The sequence below is a fragment of the Butyricicoccus sp. OF27-2pH9A genome (genome assembly GCF_027693185.1).
GTDB lineage: Bacteria > Bacillota > Clostridia > Oscillospirales > Butyricicoccaceae > Agathobaculum > Agathobaculum butyriciproducens.
In genome coordinates this window covers 42,967-63,430 of the sequence record NZ_JAQEXK010000011.1, presented here as the reverse complement: position 1 = coordinate 63,430, position 20,464 = coordinate 42,967, and the positions used below count along the sequence as shown (strand labels likewise).

Annotated in this window: 14 protein-coding genes and 1 pseudogene; 6 read left to right on the top strand and 9 right to left on the bottom strand. The window is 54.4% G+C overall.

The features are described from left to right. Nucleotides 1–144: 144 nt before the first annotated feature. Both PG722_RS09425 and PG722_RS09420 read left to right on the top strand, forming a co-directional pair. Nucleotides 145–1,650, top strand: coding sequence for a carbon starvation CstA family protein (locus PG722_RS09425; RefSeq protein WP_270580378.1), 1,506 nt, complete (start codon nt 145–147; stop codon nt 1,648–1,650). Between the two features lie 83 nt (nt 1,651–1,733). Beyond that, the gene (locus PG722_RS09420; RefSeq protein ID WP_270580377.1) at nt 1,734–2,741 is read left to right on the top strand and encodes an ATPase P; all 1,008 of its coding nucleotides are present in this window, start codon (nt 1,734–1,736) and stop codon (nt 2,739–2,741) included. A gap of 56 nt (nt 2,742–2,797) precedes the next feature. Here PG722_RS09420 and PG722_RS09415 read toward each other — a convergent pair whose 3' ends face one another. The 5 genes and pseudogenes from PG722_RS09415 to PG722_RS09395 form a co-directional block, all read right to left on the bottom strand. Beyond that, nucleotides 2,798–2,998: a hypothetical protein gene (locus PG722_RS09415; RefSeq protein WP_270580376.1), complete on the bottom strand. Its 201-nt coding sequence runs from the start codon at nt 2,996–2,998 to the stop codon at nt 2,798–2,800. A 55-nt stretch (nt 2,999–3,053) separates the two neighbouring features. Then, nucleotides 3,054–3,122, bottom strand: a pseudogene (locus tag PG722_RS14210) (hypothetical protein); the annotation flags it as partial. A 181-nt stretch (nt 3,123–3,303) separates the two neighbouring features. Continuing rightward, the gene (gene sdaAA / locus PG722_RS09405) at nt 3,304–4,173 is read right to left on the bottom strand and encodes an L-serine ammonia-lyase, iron-sulfur-dependent, subunit alpha (RefSeq protein WP_215705365.1); all 870 of its coding nucleotides are present in this window, start codon (nt 4,171–4,173) and stop codon (nt 3,304–3,306) included. 15 nt (nt 4,174–4,188) lie between these two features. Then, nucleotides 4,189–4,857 carry an L-serine ammonia-lyase, iron-sulfur-dependent subunit beta gene (sdaAB, locus tag PG722_RS09400; protein WP_270580374.1) on the bottom strand — a complete coding sequence of 223 codons (669 nt, stop codon included), beginning with the start codon at nt 4,855–4,857 and terminating at the stop codon, nt 4,189–4,191. A 12-nt stretch (nt 4,858–4,869) separates the two neighbouring features. Beyond that, on the bottom strand, nt 4,870–6,090 hold the full coding sequence (locus tag PG722_RS09395) for a dicarboxylate/amino acid:cation symporter (protein ID WP_119191385.1): 1,221 nt from the start codon (nt 6,088–6,090) through the stop codon (nt 4,870–4,872). 380 nt (nt 6,091–6,470) lie between these two features. On the opposite strand from PG722_RS09395, the gene PG722_RS09390 reads away from it, so the two are divergent. Next, the gene (locus tag PG722_RS09390) at nt 6,471–7,361 is read left to right on the top strand and encodes a LysR family transcriptional regulator (protein ID WP_118729185.1); all 891 of its coding nucleotides are present in this window, start codon (nt 6,471–6,473) and stop codon (nt 7,359–7,361) included. A gap of 50 nt (nt 7,362–7,411) precedes the next feature. Here the strand turns inward: PG722_RS09390 and srtB are convergent, their stop codons facing one another. Further along, the gene (gene srtB / locus PG722_RS09385) at nt 7,412–8,188 is read right to left on the bottom strand and encodes a class B sortase (protein ID WP_270580372.1); all 777 of its coding nucleotides are present in this window, start codon (nt 8,186–8,188) and stop codon (nt 7,412–7,414) included. A gap of 384 nt (nt 8,189–8,572) precedes the next feature. Here srtB and PG722_RS09380 point away from each other — a divergent pair, with 384 nt between their 5' ends. Continuing rightward, nucleotides 8,573–12,472: a leucine-rich repeat protein gene (locus PG722_RS09380; RefSeq protein WP_270580371.1), complete on the top strand. Its 3,900-nt coding sequence runs from the start codon at nt 8,573–8,575 to the stop codon at nt 12,470–12,472. A gap of 59 nt (nt 12,473–12,531) precedes the next feature. On the opposite strand, the gene mgtE is transcribed toward PG722_RS09380, so the two are convergent. Both mgtE and PG722_RS09370 read right to left on the bottom strand, forming a co-directional pair. Then, nucleotides 12,532–13,926, bottom strand: coding sequence for a magnesium transporter (mgtE, locus tag PG722_RS09375; protein ID WP_270580370.1), 1,395 nt, complete (start codon nt 13,924–13,926; stop codon nt 12,532–12,534). A 401-nt stretch (nt 13,927–14,327) separates the two neighbouring features. Next, nucleotides 14,328–14,567 carry a hypothetical protein gene (locus tag PG722_RS09370; protein ID WP_118729181.1) on the bottom strand — a complete coding sequence of 80 codons (240 nt, stop codon included), beginning with the start codon at nt 14,565–14,567 and terminating at the stop codon, nt 14,328–14,330. 331 nt (nt 14,568–14,898) lie between these two features. Here PG722_RS09370 and PG722_RS09365 point away from each other — a divergent pair, with 331 nt between their 5' ends. Together PG722_RS09365 and PG722_RS09360 are read left to right on the top strand one after the other, a co-directional pair. After that, entirely contained in the window at nt 14,899–15,378 is a 480-nt protein-coding gene (locus tag PG722_RS09365; RefSeq protein WP_158578283.1) for an L-2-amino-thiazoline-4-carboxylic acid hydrolase, read from the top strand. A 229-nt stretch (nt 15,379–15,607) separates the two neighbouring features. Then, nucleotides 15,608–17,260, top strand: coding sequence for a putative manganese-dependent inorganic diphosphatase (locus PG722_RS09360; RefSeq protein WP_270580369.1), 1,653 nt, complete (start codon nt 15,608–15,610; stop codon nt 17,258–17,260). Nucleotides 17,261–17,311: 51 nt separating this feature from the next. On the opposite strand, the gene PG722_RS09355 is transcribed toward PG722_RS09360, so the two are convergent. Then, nucleotides 17,312–20,131: an ATP-binding protein gene (locus tag PG722_RS09355; RefSeq protein WP_270580368.1), complete on the bottom strand. Its 2,820-nt coding sequence runs from the start codon at nt 20,129–20,131 to the stop codon at nt 17,312–17,314. Nucleotides 20,132–20,464: the final 333 nt, after the last annotated feature.

The window sequence follows — 20,464 nt, the reverse complement described above, 5'->3', positions numbered from 1 at the left end:
ATAACATATTGTCCTGGTGGTTTTTATATCATAGGTTCATAATAGAGATTGCCGAAAGGGAAAAGAGGAATTAAAAAAGTAGGCTTTTCGGTGATTTTCGTGCGAAAGCCATGCTTTCGCAGCCGGTATAGAGGAGGAGATAATATGATCAGCTTTATCGTATGCTTATTATTATTGATCACCGGCTATCTTACTTATGGTAAAATTGTAGACAAAACCTTTGGTCCGGATGACCGGGAAACGCCGGCAGTTCGCATTAACGATGGCGTTGACTACGTTGTCATGCCGCAGTGGAAGCTGTTTCTGGTACAGCTGCTGAACATCGCCGGCCTTGGCCCGATCTTCGGCGCACTGCAGGGCGCTCTATGGGGCCCGGTCGTATTCCTGTGGATCACATTCGGCACCATTTTTGCCGGCGGCGTACACGATTACTTCTCCGGCATGATCAGTGAGCGAAATGACGGCGCGTCCATCGCAGAGGTTACCGGCAAGTACCTCGGTCACACCATGCAGAATATCATGCGTGTGTTCTCGGTCGTACTGCTGATCATGGTCGGTACGGTATTTGCAGTCGGTCCGGCCGGTCTGATCGTTACGCTGTGCAAGAACAACGGTGTGTCCGGTGTGCTTTCGACCACGCTGTTCTGGCTGATCCTCATCCTGGTTTACTACTTTATTGCAACCTTTATTTCGATCGATAAGATCATCGGTAAGGTATACCCGCTGTTCGGCATGTGCCTGATCATCATGGCGGTCGGTGTTATCATCGGTATCTTCACCAACCCGAATTACACCATTCCGGAGATTTGGTCTCACCTGTACAATATGCACCCGTCCGGTACGCCGGTATGGAGCTTCATGTTCATCACGGTTGCATGCGGTGCAATTTCCGGTTTCCATTCCACGCAGTCGCCGCTGATGGCGCGCTGCATGAAGAACGAGAAGCAGGGTCACTTCGTATTCTACGGTGCAATGGTAGCCGAAGGCATTATCGCACTGATCTGGGCGGCAGCCGGCTGTGCTCTGTATGAGGTCACCGGCGGTCTCAACACCGGTCTGGCGGAAGCGCTGGCAGGCGGTCAGTCCGCAGCGATCTATGATGTATGCTCCAAGACTATGGGCGGCGTTGGTATTGCTCTGGCCATGATCGGCGTTGTTATCTGCCCGATCACTTCCGGTGATACCGCATTCCGTTCCGCTCGTCTGACACTGTCCGACTGGTTCCACATGGATCAGAGTTCGTATGCAAACCGCCTGAAGCTGTGCATCCCGGTACTCGGTATCGGCGCTATCCTCGGCATCGGCAATGCAACCGGTCTGATTGACTACACGGTTATCTGGCGTTACTTCAGCTGGACCAACCAGACGCTCGCTATGATCGTTCTGTGGGCAGCAGCTATGTACCTGTTTACCGAAAAGAAGAACTTCTGGATTGCAGCTGTTCCGGCTACGTTCATGAGTGCGGTTTCCTGCACCTATTTCATCCTTGCACCGGAGTGCCTCGGCAGCCTGCTGAACAGCAAGACAGCGGACGGCACGGTAATTTACAATACCGCAGTGGCGTACCCGATCGGTATTGTATTCGCGGCACTGCTGCTCGCACTGTTCATACGTGCGACCAAGAAGCGCGGCGCAAAGAAATCTGCTTGAATATAATAGCATTGCTGCAGCCGGCCGTTCCTTTGTGCGGTCGGCTGCGGCCATCCATAACGATAATTGCGGGGTGACGGAAAGTGTTGAAACCTTATCCGCTCAGCGCGGGACGTATTGATGACGCGTCGCTTGCCGAGGATAAAAAAACCTGTCGGAAAATCGGTCCGTGCGGCATCGGCAGGCATGCCCTTTATTTGAACAGCTTTTTTATTGACCGGCGGTATTATGTTCCGTTTTCCGTGGTAACGCGTGTGTACAAGCGCGTTGCGATGAGCAAGGGCGGCTTTTCCGGCAAGGGCATTTTCGCCACGCTGTCCTATCTGGTCGTGGAGTTCGACGGCGGACAGAAGGTGTGCAATTTCAAGTATGAGCAGCAGGTCGATGATTTCCTGAGCGTTATCCGAGCCGAGTACCCGTCTATTCCGTGTGTCAGCGCGGCGGCCGAGCAGCGCATTGCCGAGGAGAAGGCCCGTCGGGAGGAAGAAGAGCGCAATCGTCCGCCGATGAGCGCACAGGCGGCGAAAACCGTGCAGGCACTCGATAACGCAATCGACTATCTGGAGCGCCGTCCTGAGCTGACCGAACGACTGAGCGCAGCCGCAAAACGCTGCCGGAACTTCCAGTGTACGAACGGCAGCTACCGCTGGGCCGCTATGGCGATTACACTGCTTGGATTTGCGGCGCTGGCTTACGGTATCGTTTCCTTCGTGCGTCACGGCTCGTTTTCGATTTATTTTACGCTGTTCGGCCTTGCCGCGATATTCACGTTTGCAGGCTTCAGCGTCCTGCCGACAGCACGCAACAACCGTACCTCCATCATGCAGAATGATGCACAGGCACAGGAGAAAATGCAGGCTTACCTTGCGGACTATCTGAATTTCCCGCTGCCGGCCCGCTATGCACATCCGGTTGTGCTGCGCCGCATGCAGCGTGCCGTCATGGATGGCCGCGCAGTGACCGCTGCGCAGGCGCTCGACGTTGTGAAGGCTGACCTGAAGGCGCTGAATGCGGATGTCACCGTCTCGCAGGAGGAATACGATGAGGTTGTCGCCATCAAGCCCATGTTCCTCAATGCGGAGTATCAGTGATAATCAAATGATACAAAAATCCCTCCCGGTTTATGATCGGGAGGGATTTTTTTGGCTTATATGACGTACATATCCGGTCTGCGGAGCGACAGATAATCCGGATTCCTGCGGATTTTTTGCACCTCCTGCAGATTGATATCGCAGAGGAGCAGATGCTCAGTGTCGTTTGCTTTGACAAGCACCTTGCTGCTCGGATGAATGACGTGCGATTCGCCGGCAAACTGCATTTCGCCTTCTGTGCCGACACGGTTGCACATGGCGGTCGAAGCAGATGACAATGCCGACGTTGCCGAACGGCGTGCGGAACACCTTGAAGCCATCGTTGGACGGCGTATAGTAATCCTGCTCGTAGAAGTTGATATTTTGTGCGATGTGTACCATTTTTGCAACATCCTGCACGGTTCCGCCCGGCATTACCCATAGAGATGCGTCATTATATTATTTCATTTGGCAAATGAAAAGCGAAAAGGACATTCCCGAGGGGTGGGAATGTCCTGCGAAAAAGAGTATTGATATGATCTGATTTATGGCAATGCCGCTGCTTTAATTGTGCGGTGTTGCCTTAAGAGCACAGTCCGCATTTCGCACATGCAGACGGTGTGGCAGCGCAGCCGCCGAGGGCAGTCTCGCGCAGCTCGATGGGGATGCGGCGGCCGACCGCGTACATGGTATCGAGCATTTCATCGAACGGGATAAACTGGTGAATGCCCGCGAGCGAGAGCTCAGCGGCAACGAGCGCGTTGGCTACGCCTGCCGCGTTGCGGTTCTGGCACGGATACTCGACCAGACCGCCGACCGGATCGCAGACCAGACCGAGCATGTTCATCAGCACGGTGGAGGCCGCGTCAAGGCACTGCTCAGGCTTGCCGCCCATGAGCTCGACAGCTGCGCTGGCCGCCATTGCGGAAGCGATGCCGACCTCAGCCTGACAGCCGCCGACCGCGCCTGCAACGGTTGCGTTGCGCATGGCAAGGTAGCCGATCGCACCGGCGTTGAACAGGGCGTCAATCAGCCGTTCGTCCGAGATGTTGTAGCAGTCCTGCAAGGCAAACAGCATGCCCGGCAGAACACCGGCGCTGCCTGCGGTCGGAGCGGCAACGATAAGGCCCATAGAAGCATTTACCTCAAGCACTGCCATCGCGTACTGCGCTGCTTTGTGCAGCACATCCCCGCAGATGGAGCGGCCTTTGGCCGCGTGCTGCGCCAGCTTTTTTGCCTCGCCGCCAATCAGGCCGCCCATGGACTTGACCGGCGTTTTGAGCGGTGTCAGCGCGGATGAGCGCATGATTTCGAGTGCTCTCTTCATACGGTGCGTGACCTCATCACGCGTGGTTTCGCCCAGCTGGCACTCGCGGCGGCGCATGATCTCGGAGATGGGGAGCTGCTGCTGCGTGCAGAGTGCAAGCAGTTCGGATGCGTTTTTGAAATCCATAATCTGCTCTCCTCCTTACGGTTCGATGATCATGACGTCGTGGACGTTGGGATTGTTTTTGAGCGGTTCCTCAATGCCCTCGGGGAAATGACCGTCCGATTCGACGATCGTGTAAGCGGTGTTGCCCTTGGACTCGCGGAACAGGCGCATGAACGCAATGTTTACACCCTTGTCGCTGAGCACCTTGGTGATGTGCGCCACAACGCCCGGCTTGTCCTGCTGAACGACGATGACCGTGCTGTATTCACCGGTAAAGTCAACCTCGACGCCGTTAATGCGCGCGATGCGGCACTTGCCGCCGCCGAGCGACTCGCCGCGGATGGTCATTACCTGACCGACGGCGTTCTCCATGCGGATGTCCACGGTGTTCGGATGGACATCGGTCTCGGTCTCACACGGCGTGAATGAGTAGGACAGACCGCGCTCGGTCGCAATCGAAAACGAATTGCGGATGCGGGTGTCATCGGTTGAAAAGCCCATGATGCCGCCGAGCAGCGCACGGTCAGTGCCGTGGCCGTGATAGGTCTTAGAGAATGAGCCGTACAGCGTGAAATCCACCTTTTTAAGCGGCGGCGCGATCATCTTGTGCGCCAGATACGCGATAACGGCTGCGCCGGCGGTATGGGAGCTGGAGGGACCGATCATATTCGGTCCCAGCACATCAAAAACACTGATAAAGGACATAGGGGATTCTCCTTACTGAGCGGAGGATTTGCAGATAAACTTGCGGTAGATGGTCTCCACGATCACGCCGATCGCGTTGTCGCCGGAGACGTTGCAGGCGGTGCCGAACGAGTCCTGCGTGATGTACAGCGCAACCATAATAGCGCAAATCGGGCCGCTCGGGTCACCGGCCTCGGTGCCGAAGATCATGTACAGGAAGGGCAGGGCGGTCATAATGGAGCCGCCCGGAGCACCGGGAGATGCTACCATGGCAATGCCGAGCGTCATGATGAACGGGATAACGGTGCCGATGGAGATGGGCAGCTGGTTCATCAGGCAGACTGCGGTAGCGCAGGCGGTAATGGTGATCATCGAGCCTGCCATGTGGATGTTCGCGCACAGCGGAACCGTAAAGTTGCGGATTTCCGAGGAAACGCCGTCTGCCTCAGCGCACTGCAGGTTGACCGGAATGGTAGCCGCAGAGGACTGGGTGCCCAGTGCGGTTGCGTAGCCCGGAATCTGGTTGCGGATGAGCGTGAACGGGTTCTTGTGGCTGACCAGACCTGCAATTACGAACTGGATGCAGATGCAGATCAGGTGCATGATGATAACAACGATGAATACCTTCCACAGAATACCGAGGATAGCAAAGGTCTTGCCGGACTTGGTCATATCGGTGAACGTGCCGCAGATGTAAAGCGGCAGCAGCGGAATGATGACCTTGTGCAGTACGCAGTCAATGATGCCGGAGAAGTCGGAAACGCCGTTGTACAGCGTGTCACCGATGGTCTTGCCGCGCAGGCTGGACATGCACAGACCGAGCACAAACGCCGTAACAACAGCGGACAGCGTGTTCATCAGCGCCGGGATTTCCAGGCTGAAGTACGGCTCCAGCGAGTTGCCTGCGGTTGCGGCGATCTTGTCGAGCGCATCTGCACTCATGAAGTGCGGGAACAGGGTGTCGGCTACAAAGAACGAAGCCGAGCCTGCGATCAGGGTCGAGCAGTAGGCGATGGCAACCGTGATGAGCAGCAGCTTGCCCGCGCCGCTCTTGAGGTTAGCAATGCCCATGGTAACATACGCGAGGATCATCAGCGGGATGATAAACGACAGGAACTGGCTGAAGAACGACGAGAGCGTTACCACAAAGCGGCAGAAGCCTTCCGGCAGGAACTGGCCGAACAGGATGCCGACAATAATGGCGATGATGAGCTTGGGCAGTAATCCGAGTTTGAATTTTTTCTTTTCTTCCATTTCTTTTTCCTCCTTTTTGGCGGGCAGCACCAAACAATTTGAACTGCGGCACTTTGCGGAAAGCGCACTTGTTCGGTTATGCGGTGTCACCCTTTGCGGCGCAGACCGTTTGTTTGCCCCTCTGTGGTCTGCTGCCGTGGAAGTCTGCCGAGATTTTTGCCTCCGGACACAAAAAGAACCGCCTATTTTAGGCGAAATGCAGTAAAATAGGACGCGGTTTTTGTGTAAAAAGGATAAATAAAAAATCTGTGGTAAACCTCCAATTTCTTTCTTGACCTCTTTGCAGATTTAGTATATTCTGTTTAATGGGTTAAGTCAAATTCATATATTTTATCATTTCGATTCAAAATATTGATAATATAGGGGAGAGAGGGAAATCCATGGAGCTTCGGCAGCTTGCAACCTTTATTCGGGTAGCACAGTTTAAGAGTTTTTCACGCGCAGCAGAGAGCCTCGGCTACTCACAGTCGGCGGTAACGGTGCAGATACGCCAGCTGGAGGAGGAACTGGACACACGTCTGTTCGACCGCATGGGAAAGCGTATCGCGCTGACCGACACAGGCGAGCGTTTTCTCAGCCACGCGTGCGATGTGATGAATCAGGTCAATCAGGCGCGTATGTCAGTCACATCCACGGCAGAGCTGCGCGGTTCGCTGCATATCGGCACGATTGAGTCGCTTGCATGTCTCAAGCTGCCGACGGTGCTGCATCTGTACCGTAAATTCAACCCGAAAGTGTCTATCCGTATCACGGTCGGTGAGCCGGAAGAATTGATTGAGCATATGGAACGCGGCGAGCTGGACATGATCTATGTGCTTGATGAGCCACTGTACAGCAACAACTGGAACAAGCTGATGGAGCAGCGCGAGGAAATCGTATTTGTGGCGTCTGCATCGCTGCGCGAGAAGCTGGGCGGAAAAGAGCTGACGATTGAGGAACTGCTTACGCAGCCGTTTTTCCTCACCGAGCAGGATAACTACCGCCGTGTACTCAACCGCCGTCTTGCCGCACGGCGGACCATTCTTACACCGTCGCTCGAGTGCGGCGATACCTCGCTGCTCATTCGCATGCTTGAGATTGACCGCGGTGTATCCTTTCTGCCGTGGTACGCGGTCGAGAACAGCGTAAAAGAGGGAAGGCTGATCCGTTTATCGGTCGAGGACTGCTATATTTCGCTCTACCGCCAGATTTTCAGCCACAAGGAGAAATGGCGCACACGCGAAATGGATGAATTTGTCCGCGTGGCCAAGCTGGCGGACGAGGAAGAATAGGAGCATATAACAACATCCCACTTGTTGAAGCACAGCAAGTGGGATGTTTTTTATTCCATGACCGCCTGCACTACCCAGCGGGTTGCGTGCCCGTTGCCGGTGCAGGTGGAAAGCGTGAGGATATGGTCGTTTACGGTCGGTGCTGCGCCGGTGCGGATCACCGACAGGGAAATGCCTTCGTCAATGAAGGTTTTTTTGATCGTTTCGTCGGAAAACGCACTGTAATACGCGGTTCCGTCAAGCGCTGCCTCATAGGCCGCGTAGATGCTGTACGCATGGGTTCCGCTTGCATTGGTCACATATATCTGCGGATGTGCCTGCAGGAAATCCTGCTTTTTGTAGTGCTTCAGCGCGGCAAACATCGAGCCGTTGTTCATCCGGTGACCGTACACGATGGTGTTAAAGCCGCTGAAATCGGCAGAGCAGCGGCAGTCCATGAAAATCGCGCCGACTGCGCTGCTGTTTTGGTTCCAGGTGTGTGTCAGATAATAGTCGTTGTCCGTGCCCTGCACCAGCGGATAGGAAATCTCGGTGCCCGGAATGGCAATCCAGCCGATGACATCACTGTTGACCTGCTGCAGAGCAGGCAGATCCATCTGCTCCAGCGCCTGTGCATACGGGTCGGCAGACGGAACGGGTTCGGTCTGCGTTTCCTGCTGCGGCTGTTCGGTCGGCTGCTGAACGGTTTCCGTCTCCGTCACTTCGGGTATCGCGGCAATCTCGGAAGCCTCGGCGTAGGCTTCATCGCCTGCACGGTAGCTCGTCATTTGGCGCACCAGCATGAATGCGCTGACGGCAAACACCGCTGTCAGAAAAAACAGTATCACAGTCCGTATTTGGGACTTCATACGCTCACCTCGTTTTTTGCATATTATTATAGTATATCTGATTTAAGTTGTAAAATTAGATATATTTTCCCGTTTGACAGAAAAAATTATATCTGTCAGATGCGCTGATACTGGATATTTCGTGCAGATTTTGATTGTTTTCACATGACTGACCGTGCTTTTCATCACATTGCACAATCGCGTATCAATAATTTCTACGTTTTGTCGATATAGTATGGAAGGCTTTCTGCCAAAATATATCCTTTTTTTATACCCTCTGTATGGTAAGCTATACCATACAGAGAAAACACCTCGTCTGTCGCGGATACGGACCACCGGCGAGGAGGATATATTTCCTGATTTCATGATAAAGGACTGAGTAGTATGAGCAAAAAGTTGACAAGGCTGCTGTCCATCCTGCTGTCGCTTAATCTGACGTTCGGCACGGGTACTTTTGCAGCATTTGCGGCTGAAGCGGAAGACGGCAGCACCGACACCGGTTACTCCGAGAGCGGCGATCCTGCAGCATCCGCTCCGGAAGCAGAGGATAGCGATACAGAAAGCACACCGGATACGAGCAGCCCCGCTCCGACAGAGAGCACCGGCGAGAATGCCGAGCCGTCTGTGCCGAGCGAGCCGTCTGCACCGGGCGAGTCTGCATCGCCGAGTACATCTGAAGCACCGGCCGAGGCGGCACCGTCCGCACCGGCGGAGAAAGCGCCTGCGGCTGAGGTTCCGGCAGAGGAGAAGCCTGCTGAAGAAAAATCTGCCGAGCAGGCATCGGTTGCGGCATATGCAGTCACCGCGTTTACGCAGGACAGCATCCGGTATGATGTTTCCTCGGGCGATGCCGTTGTTACCGGATGCGCAGACAGCGTGACCAAGCTGGTTATTCCGGAAACCGTAACCTATGACGATAAGGAATACAAGGTTGTCGGCATTCAGGAGCATGCGTTTGACTGGGTAAATCACCGCAGTCTCGCACTGGAAACCGTTGATCTGGGCGGTCTGTCGCTGGAAATCGGCGAGTATGCCTTCCGCGGTCAGAAGTCGCTGACGACTGTTGACGGCATGGATAATATTACCGCAATCGGCAACTATATGTTCACGGCATGCTCGGCGCTGACTTCGGTCGCTGATCTGTCCAAGGTTACTTCTGTCGGTATTCAGGCATTTATGAACTGTTCTTCGCTGACTACGCTGGAAGGCCTGAATTTCTCCGCACTGACGAGCATTAGACAGGACGCCTTCAATAATATGGAGTCCTTCTCGCTGGAGCTGGGTGAGCATACCTTTGATGCGCTCGAGTCTTTGGGTATCCGCGCGTTCGCGAATATGACCGGTATCACCGGCACGGTCGTTCTGCCGGAAGGCATTACCGAAATTCCGGAAAACGCATTTTCGAGCACCGGAATTACCGGCGTTGACTGGTCTCATATCACGGTCATCGGCACGGGTGCGTTCAGAAAGTGTGCAGGTCTGACCGAGCTGCACTTGTCGGATTCTGTTACGTCGATTGGCGAAAGCGCATTCAGCGGCAGCGGTCTGACCGGAGAATTACAGCTGCCGAATTCGATTACTTCGATTGGAAGTAATGCGTTTGAGAATGTCAAGATTGAGGGCGATTTGGTTCTGCCGAATGCGCTGACTTTTCTGGGTACCTCTGCATTTCGCGGCACTGCCATCAGCAGTGTTACGTTCCCGGGTGCGCTGAAAAATATTGGCAGCTACGCATTTTACAGATGCTCGCATCTTTCCGGCACGCTGATCATCCCTGAAGGGGTTGTTTCCATCGGTAAGGCAGCCTTCACGCAAACCGGTATCGAAAAGCTGGAGCTTGCCGACAGCGTACAGACCATCTCGGCCGGTGCATTCAGCACCTGCGCCAAGCTGACTTCCGTGCAGATTGGCGAACAGGGCAAGGGCAAAAGCCAGATGCAGACCATCGGCAGTAAGGCATTTAACAAAGATACCAATATCACCTACTTCTATATTGAAGCATGCTCGGCGGATGTTGCGATTGACTCGAATCCGCTGACGATTCCTGCCGGTGTTGCTGTAAAGTTTGCGGTCACTGTCGATGGCGAAAACATCCGCGAAGGCGAAGAAAGCACGCTGCAGCAGGCCGTTGACGCAGCGGCAGAGGGAAACACCACCATTACCGCAAACAAGAGCTTCATTGTAGACGGCACGGTTACGATTCCGTCCGGCAAGACCATCACGCTGACCGATGCAGGCAAGGGCCTTTCGGTTGTGTTCAAGAACGGCTTCGCCGGTCCGGCTTTCCGCGTGGAGCAAGGCGCGGCGCTGATTCTGGACGGCAGCTTCAATTTCTCCTGCTTCCGCATCGCTAACGGCTCGTTTGCTGAGGTAAACGGTGCAATGACGCTGAACGGCGGCACGATCACCCGCATGAGCCTGAGCGGCTCGAACATGGGTGCGATTACGGTGGACGGCGGCTCCTTCACCATGGGGAACGGCGAACTCAGCAGCATTTCCGCTTCGTCGTCCGCAAACTGCGGCGCGGTTTATGTGAAGAACGGCGGTACATTTGCCATGAACGGCGGCAAAATCACCGGATGTATGTTCAAGAACCAGTATTCCGGCGCGGTTGCCCTCGCAGGCGGCAACATGACGATGACCGAGGGCACGATTTCGGGCAATACCGCATCGGAGTATAACGCGGCAGGCGGCGTACTCGTAAACGGCACTTCGTCTCTTGCCATGAGCGGCGGCACGATTGCCGACAACACGGCAAAGCGCGGCGGCGGTGTATGCGTGCGTGAGAACGGCACGTTCACCATGTCCGGCGGTACGATTTCCGGCAACAGCACGGCAGTCGATTCCGATACAATTCAGCAGCCGAATGCAGGCGGCGGCGGTGTCTTCGTAGAGGACAACGCATCGTTTGAAATGACAAACGGCACGATTACCGGCAATAAGACCAACGGCATGGGCGGCGGTGTTGCAACGGCTGTTCTGAGCAAGGATGACACGGTTGGCGGCGGTCGATTCCACATGACCGGCGGCACGATTTCGGACAATACGGCATCCTGCGGCGGCGGTGTATACAGCTGGTCCGGCAGAGACCGCGTTGTACTCGAAGGCGGCAATATTGTAAACAATACAGCGTATCGACAGGGCGGCGGCGTTTACGTCAGCCATGCACCGTGGTCGATCACGATTAAGAATGCGCTTATCACCGCAAACAAGGCAGCCATTCAGGGCGGCGGCATTTGGTCCTGCCCGGTGGGCACGGTAAGCCTTGGCACGGATGCAGCTGTATTTGGCAACACGGCAGGCAAATCTGCTGATGATGCGGCATTCCTGCTTAAGTGGGACAAGACGTATTCCACCAGCTTCAGCGGCAGGATGTACGGCGGCGGACTGGTAACCTGGTACCGCGATACCTCAATCGCCGCGGGTGATCCAAACTACGGCGCTTTCGGAGGCGACCGCTACGATGCAGCGAATCCGGGTGCTCCGGTTGAACCGGCTTCCGGTGCGATCAAGGGCTACGGTCTCAAGGCTGTTGTTTCCGCAAAGAGCAAGGCACTGGCTGAAACCGCACCGCTCAAGATTATGGGCAATACCGCAGAACGCGGCGGCGGTGTCGGCACAAACGGCGAAGTGATCATTCCGGGTGAGGACACCTTGGAAAATCCGGTTTCCCTCACCGTACACAAGGTTTGGAGCGGCGCAAGCGCGTATCCGACCGCTGTTACCGTAAACCTTATCCGCATTGCGAAGGACGGCACGCGAACCGCGATTGGTACGGTGCTTCTGAGCGAAAGATCCACCGACAAGGACGGCAAAACCTGGTCGTACACCTTTGCAAATCTGGACGGCGCTTACACCTATACCGTCGAAGAGGAGGCCGTTGACGGCTTTAATACCTCGATTTCCGGCAGCATGGCAGATGGCTTTACCATCACCAACAGCAAGAGATCCGGCGGTGGCGGTGGCGGCGGCGGTCACCACAAGCCGGACCCGAAACCGACTCCCGATCCCGATCCGAAGCCTCCGGTTGACATTCCGGATCAGCCTACACCGCTTGATCCGCTGAAGCCGACGGAGAACATCCCGGACGGCAAGGTTCCGACGACCAAGCCGGAAACACAGACCAAGACGCCGGATAAAACGAAGACAGTGAACATTCCCGACAGCAAGACTCCGACGTCCAGCGTTCCGAAAACCGGCGATATCGGCGGTCTGTGGGCGGCTCTGTGCGGTCTGTCCGCAATGGGACTGGCGTACTTCGGTATCCGCAGAAAGCACGATTAAAAGCAAAAACAGATAGCAAACACCCTCTATATCATTCGATATAGAGGGTGTTTTTTCACTCAAACAATATGCAAAAGCTGAATCAGCAGAATCCATGCCAGACCGTAATATGTTACAACGGCAACCAGATCGTTGATCGTCGTAATCAACGGACCGGACGCAACCGCCGGGTCTACCTTGATTTTATGGAACAGGATCGGCACGAGCGTACCGACCAGACTGGAAATCACGATCGCTACAAGCAGTGATATGCCGACGCAGCCGGAGATCAGGAACGCATGTCCAACGGCATAACCCTTGAACAGCGCTATGTATGCACCGAGAAAGACAAGTGCCATAATGCCGAGCAGCGCGTCGTTGCAGGTGCCGACCTTCATTTCCTTGAAGGTGAGGTGCAGCTTGTCCTTAGCACTCAGTTTTTCATCCATCAGCACACGAATCGTAACCGCCAGCGACTGCGTACCGACGTTGCCGGCCATATCGAGAATCAGCGACTGGAAGCAGATAACGACCGGCAGCACGGCTACAACGCCTTCAAATGCACCGACAACGGTCGAAACGCCCATGCCGAGGAACAGCAGGATGATCAGCCACGGCAGGCGCTTTTTCATGCTTTCCCTGGTGGTTTCGTTGAGATCCTCCTCGGCGGACAGACCGGCGAGCTTTGCATAGTCCTCGCCGAGCTCGTCATCCACGGCCTCGACAACGTCCTGTGCGGTGATGATACCGATGATCTTTCTATCCTTATTCAGCACCGGCAGGGAGTCTTCGGCATAATCTTTGATCTTCTCGATGCTCTCTGAGATTTTCTCGTGGTCGAGCAGATACGGATACGCGTAGCTGATGATGGAATCCAGCGGAACATTCTCTCGGGCAACGATAAGATCCTTCAGATCGATTGCACCGCAGAAGCGGTTTTTATCATCGACCACATAAATCGTTCCGATGTTGTCATTTTCACCGGCCTGCTTTACCAGCTCGTGCATGGCCTGCCGAATAGTCAGGTTCTGCTTGATGCAGATGTAGTTGGTCGTGATCAGGCTGCCGACTTCGCTGTCGTCATAGGAATTGATAAGCAGGATGGCTGACTTGGTTTCGTCATCGATCATCGGGCGCAGCTTTACTTTTACGCTTTCGTCGATGTTCTCCCACAGATCGACCGCGTCGTCCGCGTCCATTTCGTTCAGAATTTCGGCCAGCTTATCAATGCCGATTTCATCAATGTATTCTGCCGGATCATCCAGATAGGAGATGATCTCCGCCAGCCATTCCGCATCAAGTGCGCTGTACAGCAGATTGCGTTCCGCGCGGTTTAGGAATTGCAGACTTTGTGCGATATCGTTGTCGTGATAATCCTGCAGCTGTTCCCGCATCTCATTGATCGAAGGGGAGGTGCGGATGATCTCAACGATTTTTTCGGCAAAAGATGTTTTTTTCCATGTTGCTTTTTTCATAATCAGCCTCCTTCTGTGCCCGGAAAAGGGCACAAAAAATCCACCGTAACAGATACAGTGACACAAACATCAGTTGTGGACTTGTTCATCACGATGGAGCAAGGCTCAGCGCTTATTTCAAAAGAGGATGCTTACGGACACTCGAAACAGCAGTATAGTCTGTATCCATCGTCATATGTACATTTCGTCTGTCACAACTGTCCATAGGGCTTGCCTCCTTTTTATTTTTTCGCAATGATTATAGCACTTTTTGTGTGGAATATGCAAGGCATTTTTCGCAGTTTTAACAATATGGATGAAATTTGAGGATAGTATCGCGCACGGGGAGACAAAAGGCTGACGATACAGGAATGGGATTGTCTTGGTGTACGAATGATTTTGGAAGATTACCCAAACCGATCTCACTGAAACGCTTCGGTGGGTAGAGCAGACGCCTTGCCGTCGAGTGCCGGCTCACTGAGCAGGATACCAACGATGTCATCTCGGATACGGCGATAGCCTTTGTCCGGATGCTGCATAGGTAGCTGTTCCACCTTCTCTGCAATCTGCAGGTTCTCCTTGTCACGTCTGCTGTACTTGCCAGACGCTCCTTTCTTTCTATTTCCTTCAATTTTTTGCAGGTAGTTTTCCATTTCTGCCATGCTCGCGGAACGAGAGTGGTACGGTATAAGCCCCCTGGGAAACTGCAGACTGCGTATTTCTGCGCGGAATAACAAAGCAAACGAGACTGGCGAAAAGCAATCCCGTGTCGATTAACGGCAGGGTTTTCGTATATTAAGGTGGCATATTGAAAGCCGGTGTGATATAGTTAGGATGAACTAACTGACGATTGACACTGGAATCCCGCAAAAGCAAAGAGATGAAGAAATTATGCAAAGCAAACAGCAAAAGCAAATTAAGGAGTTTCTGGTACAGACCTTCGGCGGGAGCAGGGGCGGCTTGCTGTTTTCACGGCAGGAAAAAACGTTGGATATGTTAATCAAAATCGCAGCAAGCAGGTCCAAAAGCCAGATGAAAGCACTGGTGCAGACCATTCTGCCGCGCATTGCGCTGTACAAGGTGCTGCAGGCAGAGCTGCCTGCAGAGGAAACCTTTGCGCATATGCGGACGTACATGATGGACTGGGTGGCGGCAGAAAAGCACGCTTTCACGGCGAAAATGGAGCTTGTGCCGGGATTTTATCGGATTTACAGCTATTGTTTTCTCAAAGTCATGCGCACCTCCGACTTGTGGGAGAGTACACAGGAACACGACAAAACGCACTTTTCCGCGTCGATTACCAAGTGTCTCTGGCACACGGCGTGCCAGGAAAACGGCTGTCCGGAGCTGTGTCCGCTGTTTTGCGACGTGGATGACGTGACCTACGGCGGACTGCGCAAGCTCGGCTTTTCGCGCACAAAAACGCTGGGCTGCGGCGGTGACTGCTGCGATTTTCGGTTTTTCAAAAGGTAGGCGAGCAGACGGAGAAGCGGACTTCGGCAGGATTTTCGGTGCAGCGGCGGAATCCGTACGGTCAGCTCCATCGCATACGCAATGCGGTTGCAGATGGTTTGGGGTTGGATTCCTCTTCCGTACCTTGCTATTTCCCCGGTTAAATGATACAATCAAACCACAAGGTTTCATTCCATCAAACGGATTCCGAAGGGAAGCCATCCCTTACCACATAAAGGAGCATCAGTGCATGAACCCAGTTTTTGTTATCGGGCATCGCAATCCGGATACGGATTCCATTTGCTCTGCAATCTGCTATGCGCACCTCAAGCGCAGACTGACCGGCGGAGAATACATAGCCTGCCGCGCGGGTCACGTCAATGCGGAGACCAAATTTGTGCTCGAACGCTTCGGCGTGGAGCCGCCGCGCTACATTAAGTCGTTTGAGCCGCGCCTGAGCGATGTGCAGTACCGCGAGGTGCCGGGCATCAGCGAGGAGCTGTCGCTGCACCGTGCGTGGGATTACATGAACGAAAATGATATTCAGACGCTGGCCGTTGTTGATGAGGATCGCCGCCTGAAGGGTCTGCTGACGCTGGGCGATATCGCGCGCTTCTACATCGAGGATCAGGACGCCAATGCGCTGGCGGAGGCCAAGACCAGCTATCGGAATCTGGTCGATGTGCTGGACGGCACGCTCGAGGTTGGCGACATTGACCAGCGGTTTGAGCAGGGCAGCGTGGTCGTTGCGGCGGCTAATCCGGACGTACTCGAGGACTACATCGGCAAAAACGATATGGTTATTCTCGGCAACCGTTACGAAAGCCAGCTGTGCGCCATTGAGATGAGCGCCGGCTGCATAGTCATCGGCCTCGGCTCCAAGGTTTCGCGCACCATCCGAAAGCTGGCCTCGGAGAACGGCGTTTCCATCATCGCCACCCCGTATGATACCTACACCTGTGTCAAGGTTATCGGTCAGGCGGTTCCGGTGCGGCATGTGATGCGGAAAAAGGGTCTTATCACCTTCGAGCCGGAGGAAACGGTTGAGGATGTAAAGCGCACGGTTTCCAAAAAGCGTATCCGCTATTACCCGCTGATGGATGAACAGGGACGATACGTCGGTATGTTCTCACAGCGCAACCTGCTGGATCTGGAGCGTCCGTCGGTCATTCTGGTCGATCACAACGAGCGCGATCAGGCCGCCGAAGGCATTCGTTCGACCAATATTGTTGAGATCATCGACCACCACCGCATTGACTCGGTGGAGACCAGCGGACCGATCTACTTCCGCAATCAGCCGCTCGGCTGCACCGCGACCATCATCACGCAGATGTACCATGAGCACAACGTGGAGATCGAGCCGAAAATCGCGGGTCTGCTGTGCTCGGCAATCCTGTCGGACACGCTGATGTTCCGCTCGCCGACGTGTACGCCGCTTGACCGCATGGCTGCAGAAGAGCTGGCGAAAATCGTCGGTCTGGACATCAAGCAGTATGCAACAGAAATGTTCCGTTCCAGCTCGCGTCTGCTTGATCGCTCGATGGATGAGCTGTTCCACATGGATTTCAAGTATTTCCAGGCGCAGAATCAGAAGATTGCGATTTCGCAGGTGACGAGTGTCAGTGAGAACGAGCTGTCCGGCATCCGTGATAAAATGCTCGAGTACATGGAAAGCTGCCTGGCATCGAGCGGTCTGTCCATGCTGTTCGCTATGCTGACCAACATTATCGAGGAAAAGACAGAGCTGCTCTACGTCGGCAAGGGCGCGCAGCAGCTGGTTCGTGCGGCCTTCAAGACCGACTGCGGCGAGCATTCGGTCGTCCTGCCCGGCGTCGTCAGCCGCAAGAAGCAGATGGTAGCGCCGCTTGTCGGAGCCATGGAGCACGATGAGGAAATAGAGTAAGATTTGCAGAGTAAAAGCGGAAGAAACCTTGGTTTCTTCCACTTTTTGTATTTAATTCAGCTTTTTCAGCTGCTCAGAGATGGTTCGTTTCATCGTCTCGGCATCAAGCGGCTTAGACAGATGCGCGTTCATGCCTGCGGCGAGACACTTCTCGCGGTCCTCCTTGAAGACGTTGGCTGTCATGGCGATAATCGGAATGGCTTTCGCGTCCGACCGGTCGAGTGCCCGGATAGCTTTTGCAGCCTCCAGACCGTCCATCTCGGGCATCATCACGTCCATGAGAATGGCATCAAAGCTGCCCGGCTCGGAATCCCGGAAGGCTGCAAGCGCCTGCCTGCCGTTCTGCACCGGCACGGTCTGCACACCGCTGTCGTGCAGCAGGAAGATTGCAATCTCCATATTGAGCTCATTATCCTCGGCAACGAGCAGCCGCGCGCCGGAAATATCTGACGGTGTCTGCGGCGAAGCTGCTGCTGCGGTCGCGTCACGATCGAGTTCAAAAGGCAGTACGACGGTAAACCGGCTGCCTTCACCGAGTTTGCTTTCCACCGAAATGGTGCCGCCCATTTGCTCGATGAGCTGATGCACGATAGACATGCCGAGCCCGGTACCCATATAGCTTGAGCGGGGGGACTCGTCCGCCTGCTCAAACGGATTGAACAGATGGTTTTTGATGAAATCCTCGGACATGCCCAGACCGGTGTCCTCGATGATGAATTGACAGGTGATCTTCGCATCCGTCCGTTCGAGCATGTGCATCTGCATATGGATGGAACCGCCGGGCTTGTTGTATTTCACGCAGTTGGTGAACAGATTCATCAGGATTTTTTTCAGATGCAGCGCACTGCTGCGGACGTAAATACCGGAAAAATCGTCATGCTCACCGGTGACGGTAAGACCGGCGGCTTCCGCCTGAAACAGCACCGAATTGGTAATGCTGCCGCAGACTTCATCCAGATTCATGGATTCGCTCCGCAGAACGACGGTGCCGTTTTCCAGCTGAGCCATATCCAGAACATCGTTCACCAGAGACAGAAGCAGCTGAGAGGACAGCTCGATTTTATGCAGACAATCGCGTATGCGCGCGTGGTCGTCCTTATTTTTGCGAATGATAGTCAGCATGCCGATGATGCCGTTGATAGGTGTGCGGATATCGTGCGACATGTTGTTCAGGAACGTTGTTTTGGCGGCGTTGGCAGCCTTGGCCTGCGTGAGCGCCTCCTGCAGCTCTGTCTGGCTCTGCTGCAGCTTGAGGTTCAGCTCCTGCGCCTGTTTGGCGGACTGCCGGGCCTTGCGGAACAGACCGAACAGCAGCAGAGAGAGCAGGATGAACACAGCAGAGGCAGTGGTCAGATTGTCCTTGACAAAGTCCGCAGCGGTGACCTTTTCGGGCGCACTGTCGTACATGGCAAGTGCACCGGTCAGCAGGGAAGAAGGCATGGTTTTGAGCGTTTTGTTCAGGATGGACAGCAAAGCCGTATCGCCCTGCCGTACGGCGAACGAGGTCTTGCTCGGCTGTGTGAGGAACACACGGTACAGCGTTTTGTCCTTCATATAGCGCGGCAGCTGACCGGCACGCATTACATAGCAGTCCGCACGGCCGGTACGCATGGCTTTGATCGCGTCATTCGCTGAAGGGTATTCGAGGATCGTCCACTTGGGATAATTATAGGAAAGGTACTGCTTGAGCGAAAAATCGTTCTTGGGGATGGCAGCGGTGTTTGGCTCAAGCTCATTAAAATAGTTCTTCGTGGTAAGCGCCGCCTGACTGAAACTCAAGACGGTGTTCGACAGTGCAAGACCGTTCTCTTCGGCGGCACGCGGGTTCTGGCTGGTGTGGAAAATCAGGTCGATCTCACCGTTCTGCAGTGCCTGCAGCTGCTCAAGCTGCGTGTCAAAGCCGTGCAGGTCGAAATGCAAGGCGTTATCCCCCAGACAATTCGTCGCATATACGACATAATCCGTGAGAATACCGGTAACATCACCGGTTTGGATATCAAAGGTGCTGATGCCGGTGTCATGATTCAGAAAACCGATGCGGATGGTGCCATGCTGCCGGAGCCAGTCCTGCTCCTCAGTCGAGAGGAGTTCGACCGACTGGGCAGACAGATAGCGCTGATACAGATCATCCTGATAGAACGGCTTGTCGTGTGCAATACGGCGCATGGCATTATCGAGCGCTTCCTTGAGGTCGGGACGGCTTTTGCTGATCACGAAGTAAACATCCGAGCTGCCGAACGAGGTGATCGCGGACAGGCCGTATTTCTGCCACTGGGGACTCTCGACCGAGATAAAACCGTCGATTTCGCGGCGGGCGATCTTGGCGGCTGCGTCCTCGTCGCTGGTGATGGTCACATGCTCGGTGTGCAGACCGTGGCGCGTCTCCCATTCGCAGAACTGCGTGGTCGCGATACTTTCGGACAGCATGCCGATGCGCTTGCCGTTCAGGGTGGTCAAATCGGATACGGAAATGTTGGCAGCGGCGAGATTTGCATACAGGTAATATTTTTCCTCGCCCATCGGCAGATCGGAAAACAGCATGGTCTGGGCACGGCCCTCAGCGTAGGATACGCCGGCCATCAGGTCGATTTCGCCCTTTTGCAGCATGTTCAGTGAATCCGGCCAGTTTGCTTCGATGTAATCATAGGTCCAGCCGGTATATGTGGCGACGGACTGCTGGTATTCGTAGCCATAGCCGCTGCGTTCGCCGTTTTCGCAGGTGATGTTGTAGGCGGAATCCGGATACCATGCAACTCGCACGACAGAGGAATCCTGCACAGCGGCGGCTGTGCCCTGCAGCAGCGGCATAAGCAGGCAGAGGCACAGCAGCAGACAGCCGTACCGTTTCAGTCTGGTTGTAATTCTGTTCATATGCCCCTCCGTAAGCCGGAATGCGTCCGGCTTTTCTCTGTAAAAGGAAAAAGATGCACTGCTGCATCGGTAATGCATCTGTGCATCTCAAACGAGGCAGCTGGCTGCCATTTTACAGGCCCTGTGAAGTCGGTTTCGCAGTCATTGCGAAAGCGGCTTCTTAGCTTTGCGCCGCAGGCTTTCGCCTGGTTTGCTGAATATTTATTCGGTTATTATATTCTATTATAGGTGAAGAACGACAGGGTTGCAAGAGAAAGACGCAAAATCGACCGCGATTTCAATAGAATGCGGTATTAAAAATTGTTTGATTGATATACAGAACGGAGGGAACCA

Bases quoted from the DNA above. Each gene is read 5' to 3' on its own strand.
- PG722_RS09380 (WP_270580371.1), top strand. From the start codon at position 8,573: ATGAGCAAAAAGTTGACAAGGCTGCTGTCCATCCTGCTGTCGCTTAAT.
- PG722_RS09355 (WP_270580368.1), bottom strand. From the start codon at position 20,131: ATGAACAGAATTACAACCAGACTGAAACGGTACGGCTGTCTGCTGCTG.
- sdaAA (WP_215705365.1), bottom strand. From the start codon at position 4,173: ATGGATTTCAAAAACGCATCCGAACTGCTTGCACTCTGCACGCAGCAG.
- PG722_RS09425 (WP_270580378.1), top strand. From the start codon at position 145: ATGATCAGCTTTATCGTATGCTTATTATTATTGATCACCGGCTATCTT.
- mgtE (WP_270580370.1), bottom strand. From the start codon at position 13,926: ATGAAAAAAGCAACATGGAAAAAAACATCTTTTGCCGAAAAAATCGTT.
- PG722_RS09390 (WP_118729185.1), top strand. From the start codon at position 6,471: ATGGAGCTTCGGCAGCTTGCAACCTTTATTCGGGTAGCACAGTTTAAG.
- PG722_RS09415 (WP_270580376.1), bottom strand. From the start codon at position 2,998: ATGTGCAACCGTGTCGGCACAGAAGGCGAAATGCAGTTTGCCGGCGAA.
- sdaAB (WP_270580374.1), bottom strand. From the start codon at position 4,857: ATGTCCTTTATCAGTGTTTTTGATGTGCTGGGACCGAATATGATCGGT.
- PG722_RS09395 (WP_119191385.1), bottom strand. From the start codon at position 6,090: ATGGAAGAAAAGAAAAAATTCAAACTCGGATTACTGCCCAAGCTCATC.
- PG722_RS09370 (WP_118729181.1), bottom strand. From the start codon at position 14,567: ATGGCAGAAATGGAAAACTACCTGCAAAAAATTGAAGGAAATAGAAAG.
- PG722_RS09365 (WP_158578283.1), top strand. From the start codon at position 14,899: ATGTTAATCAAAATCGCAGCAAGCAGGTCCAAAAGCCAGATGAAAGCA.
- PG722_RS09360 (WP_270580369.1), top strand. From the start codon at position 15,608: ATGAACCCAGTTTTTGTTATCGGGCATCGCAATCCGGATACGGATTCC.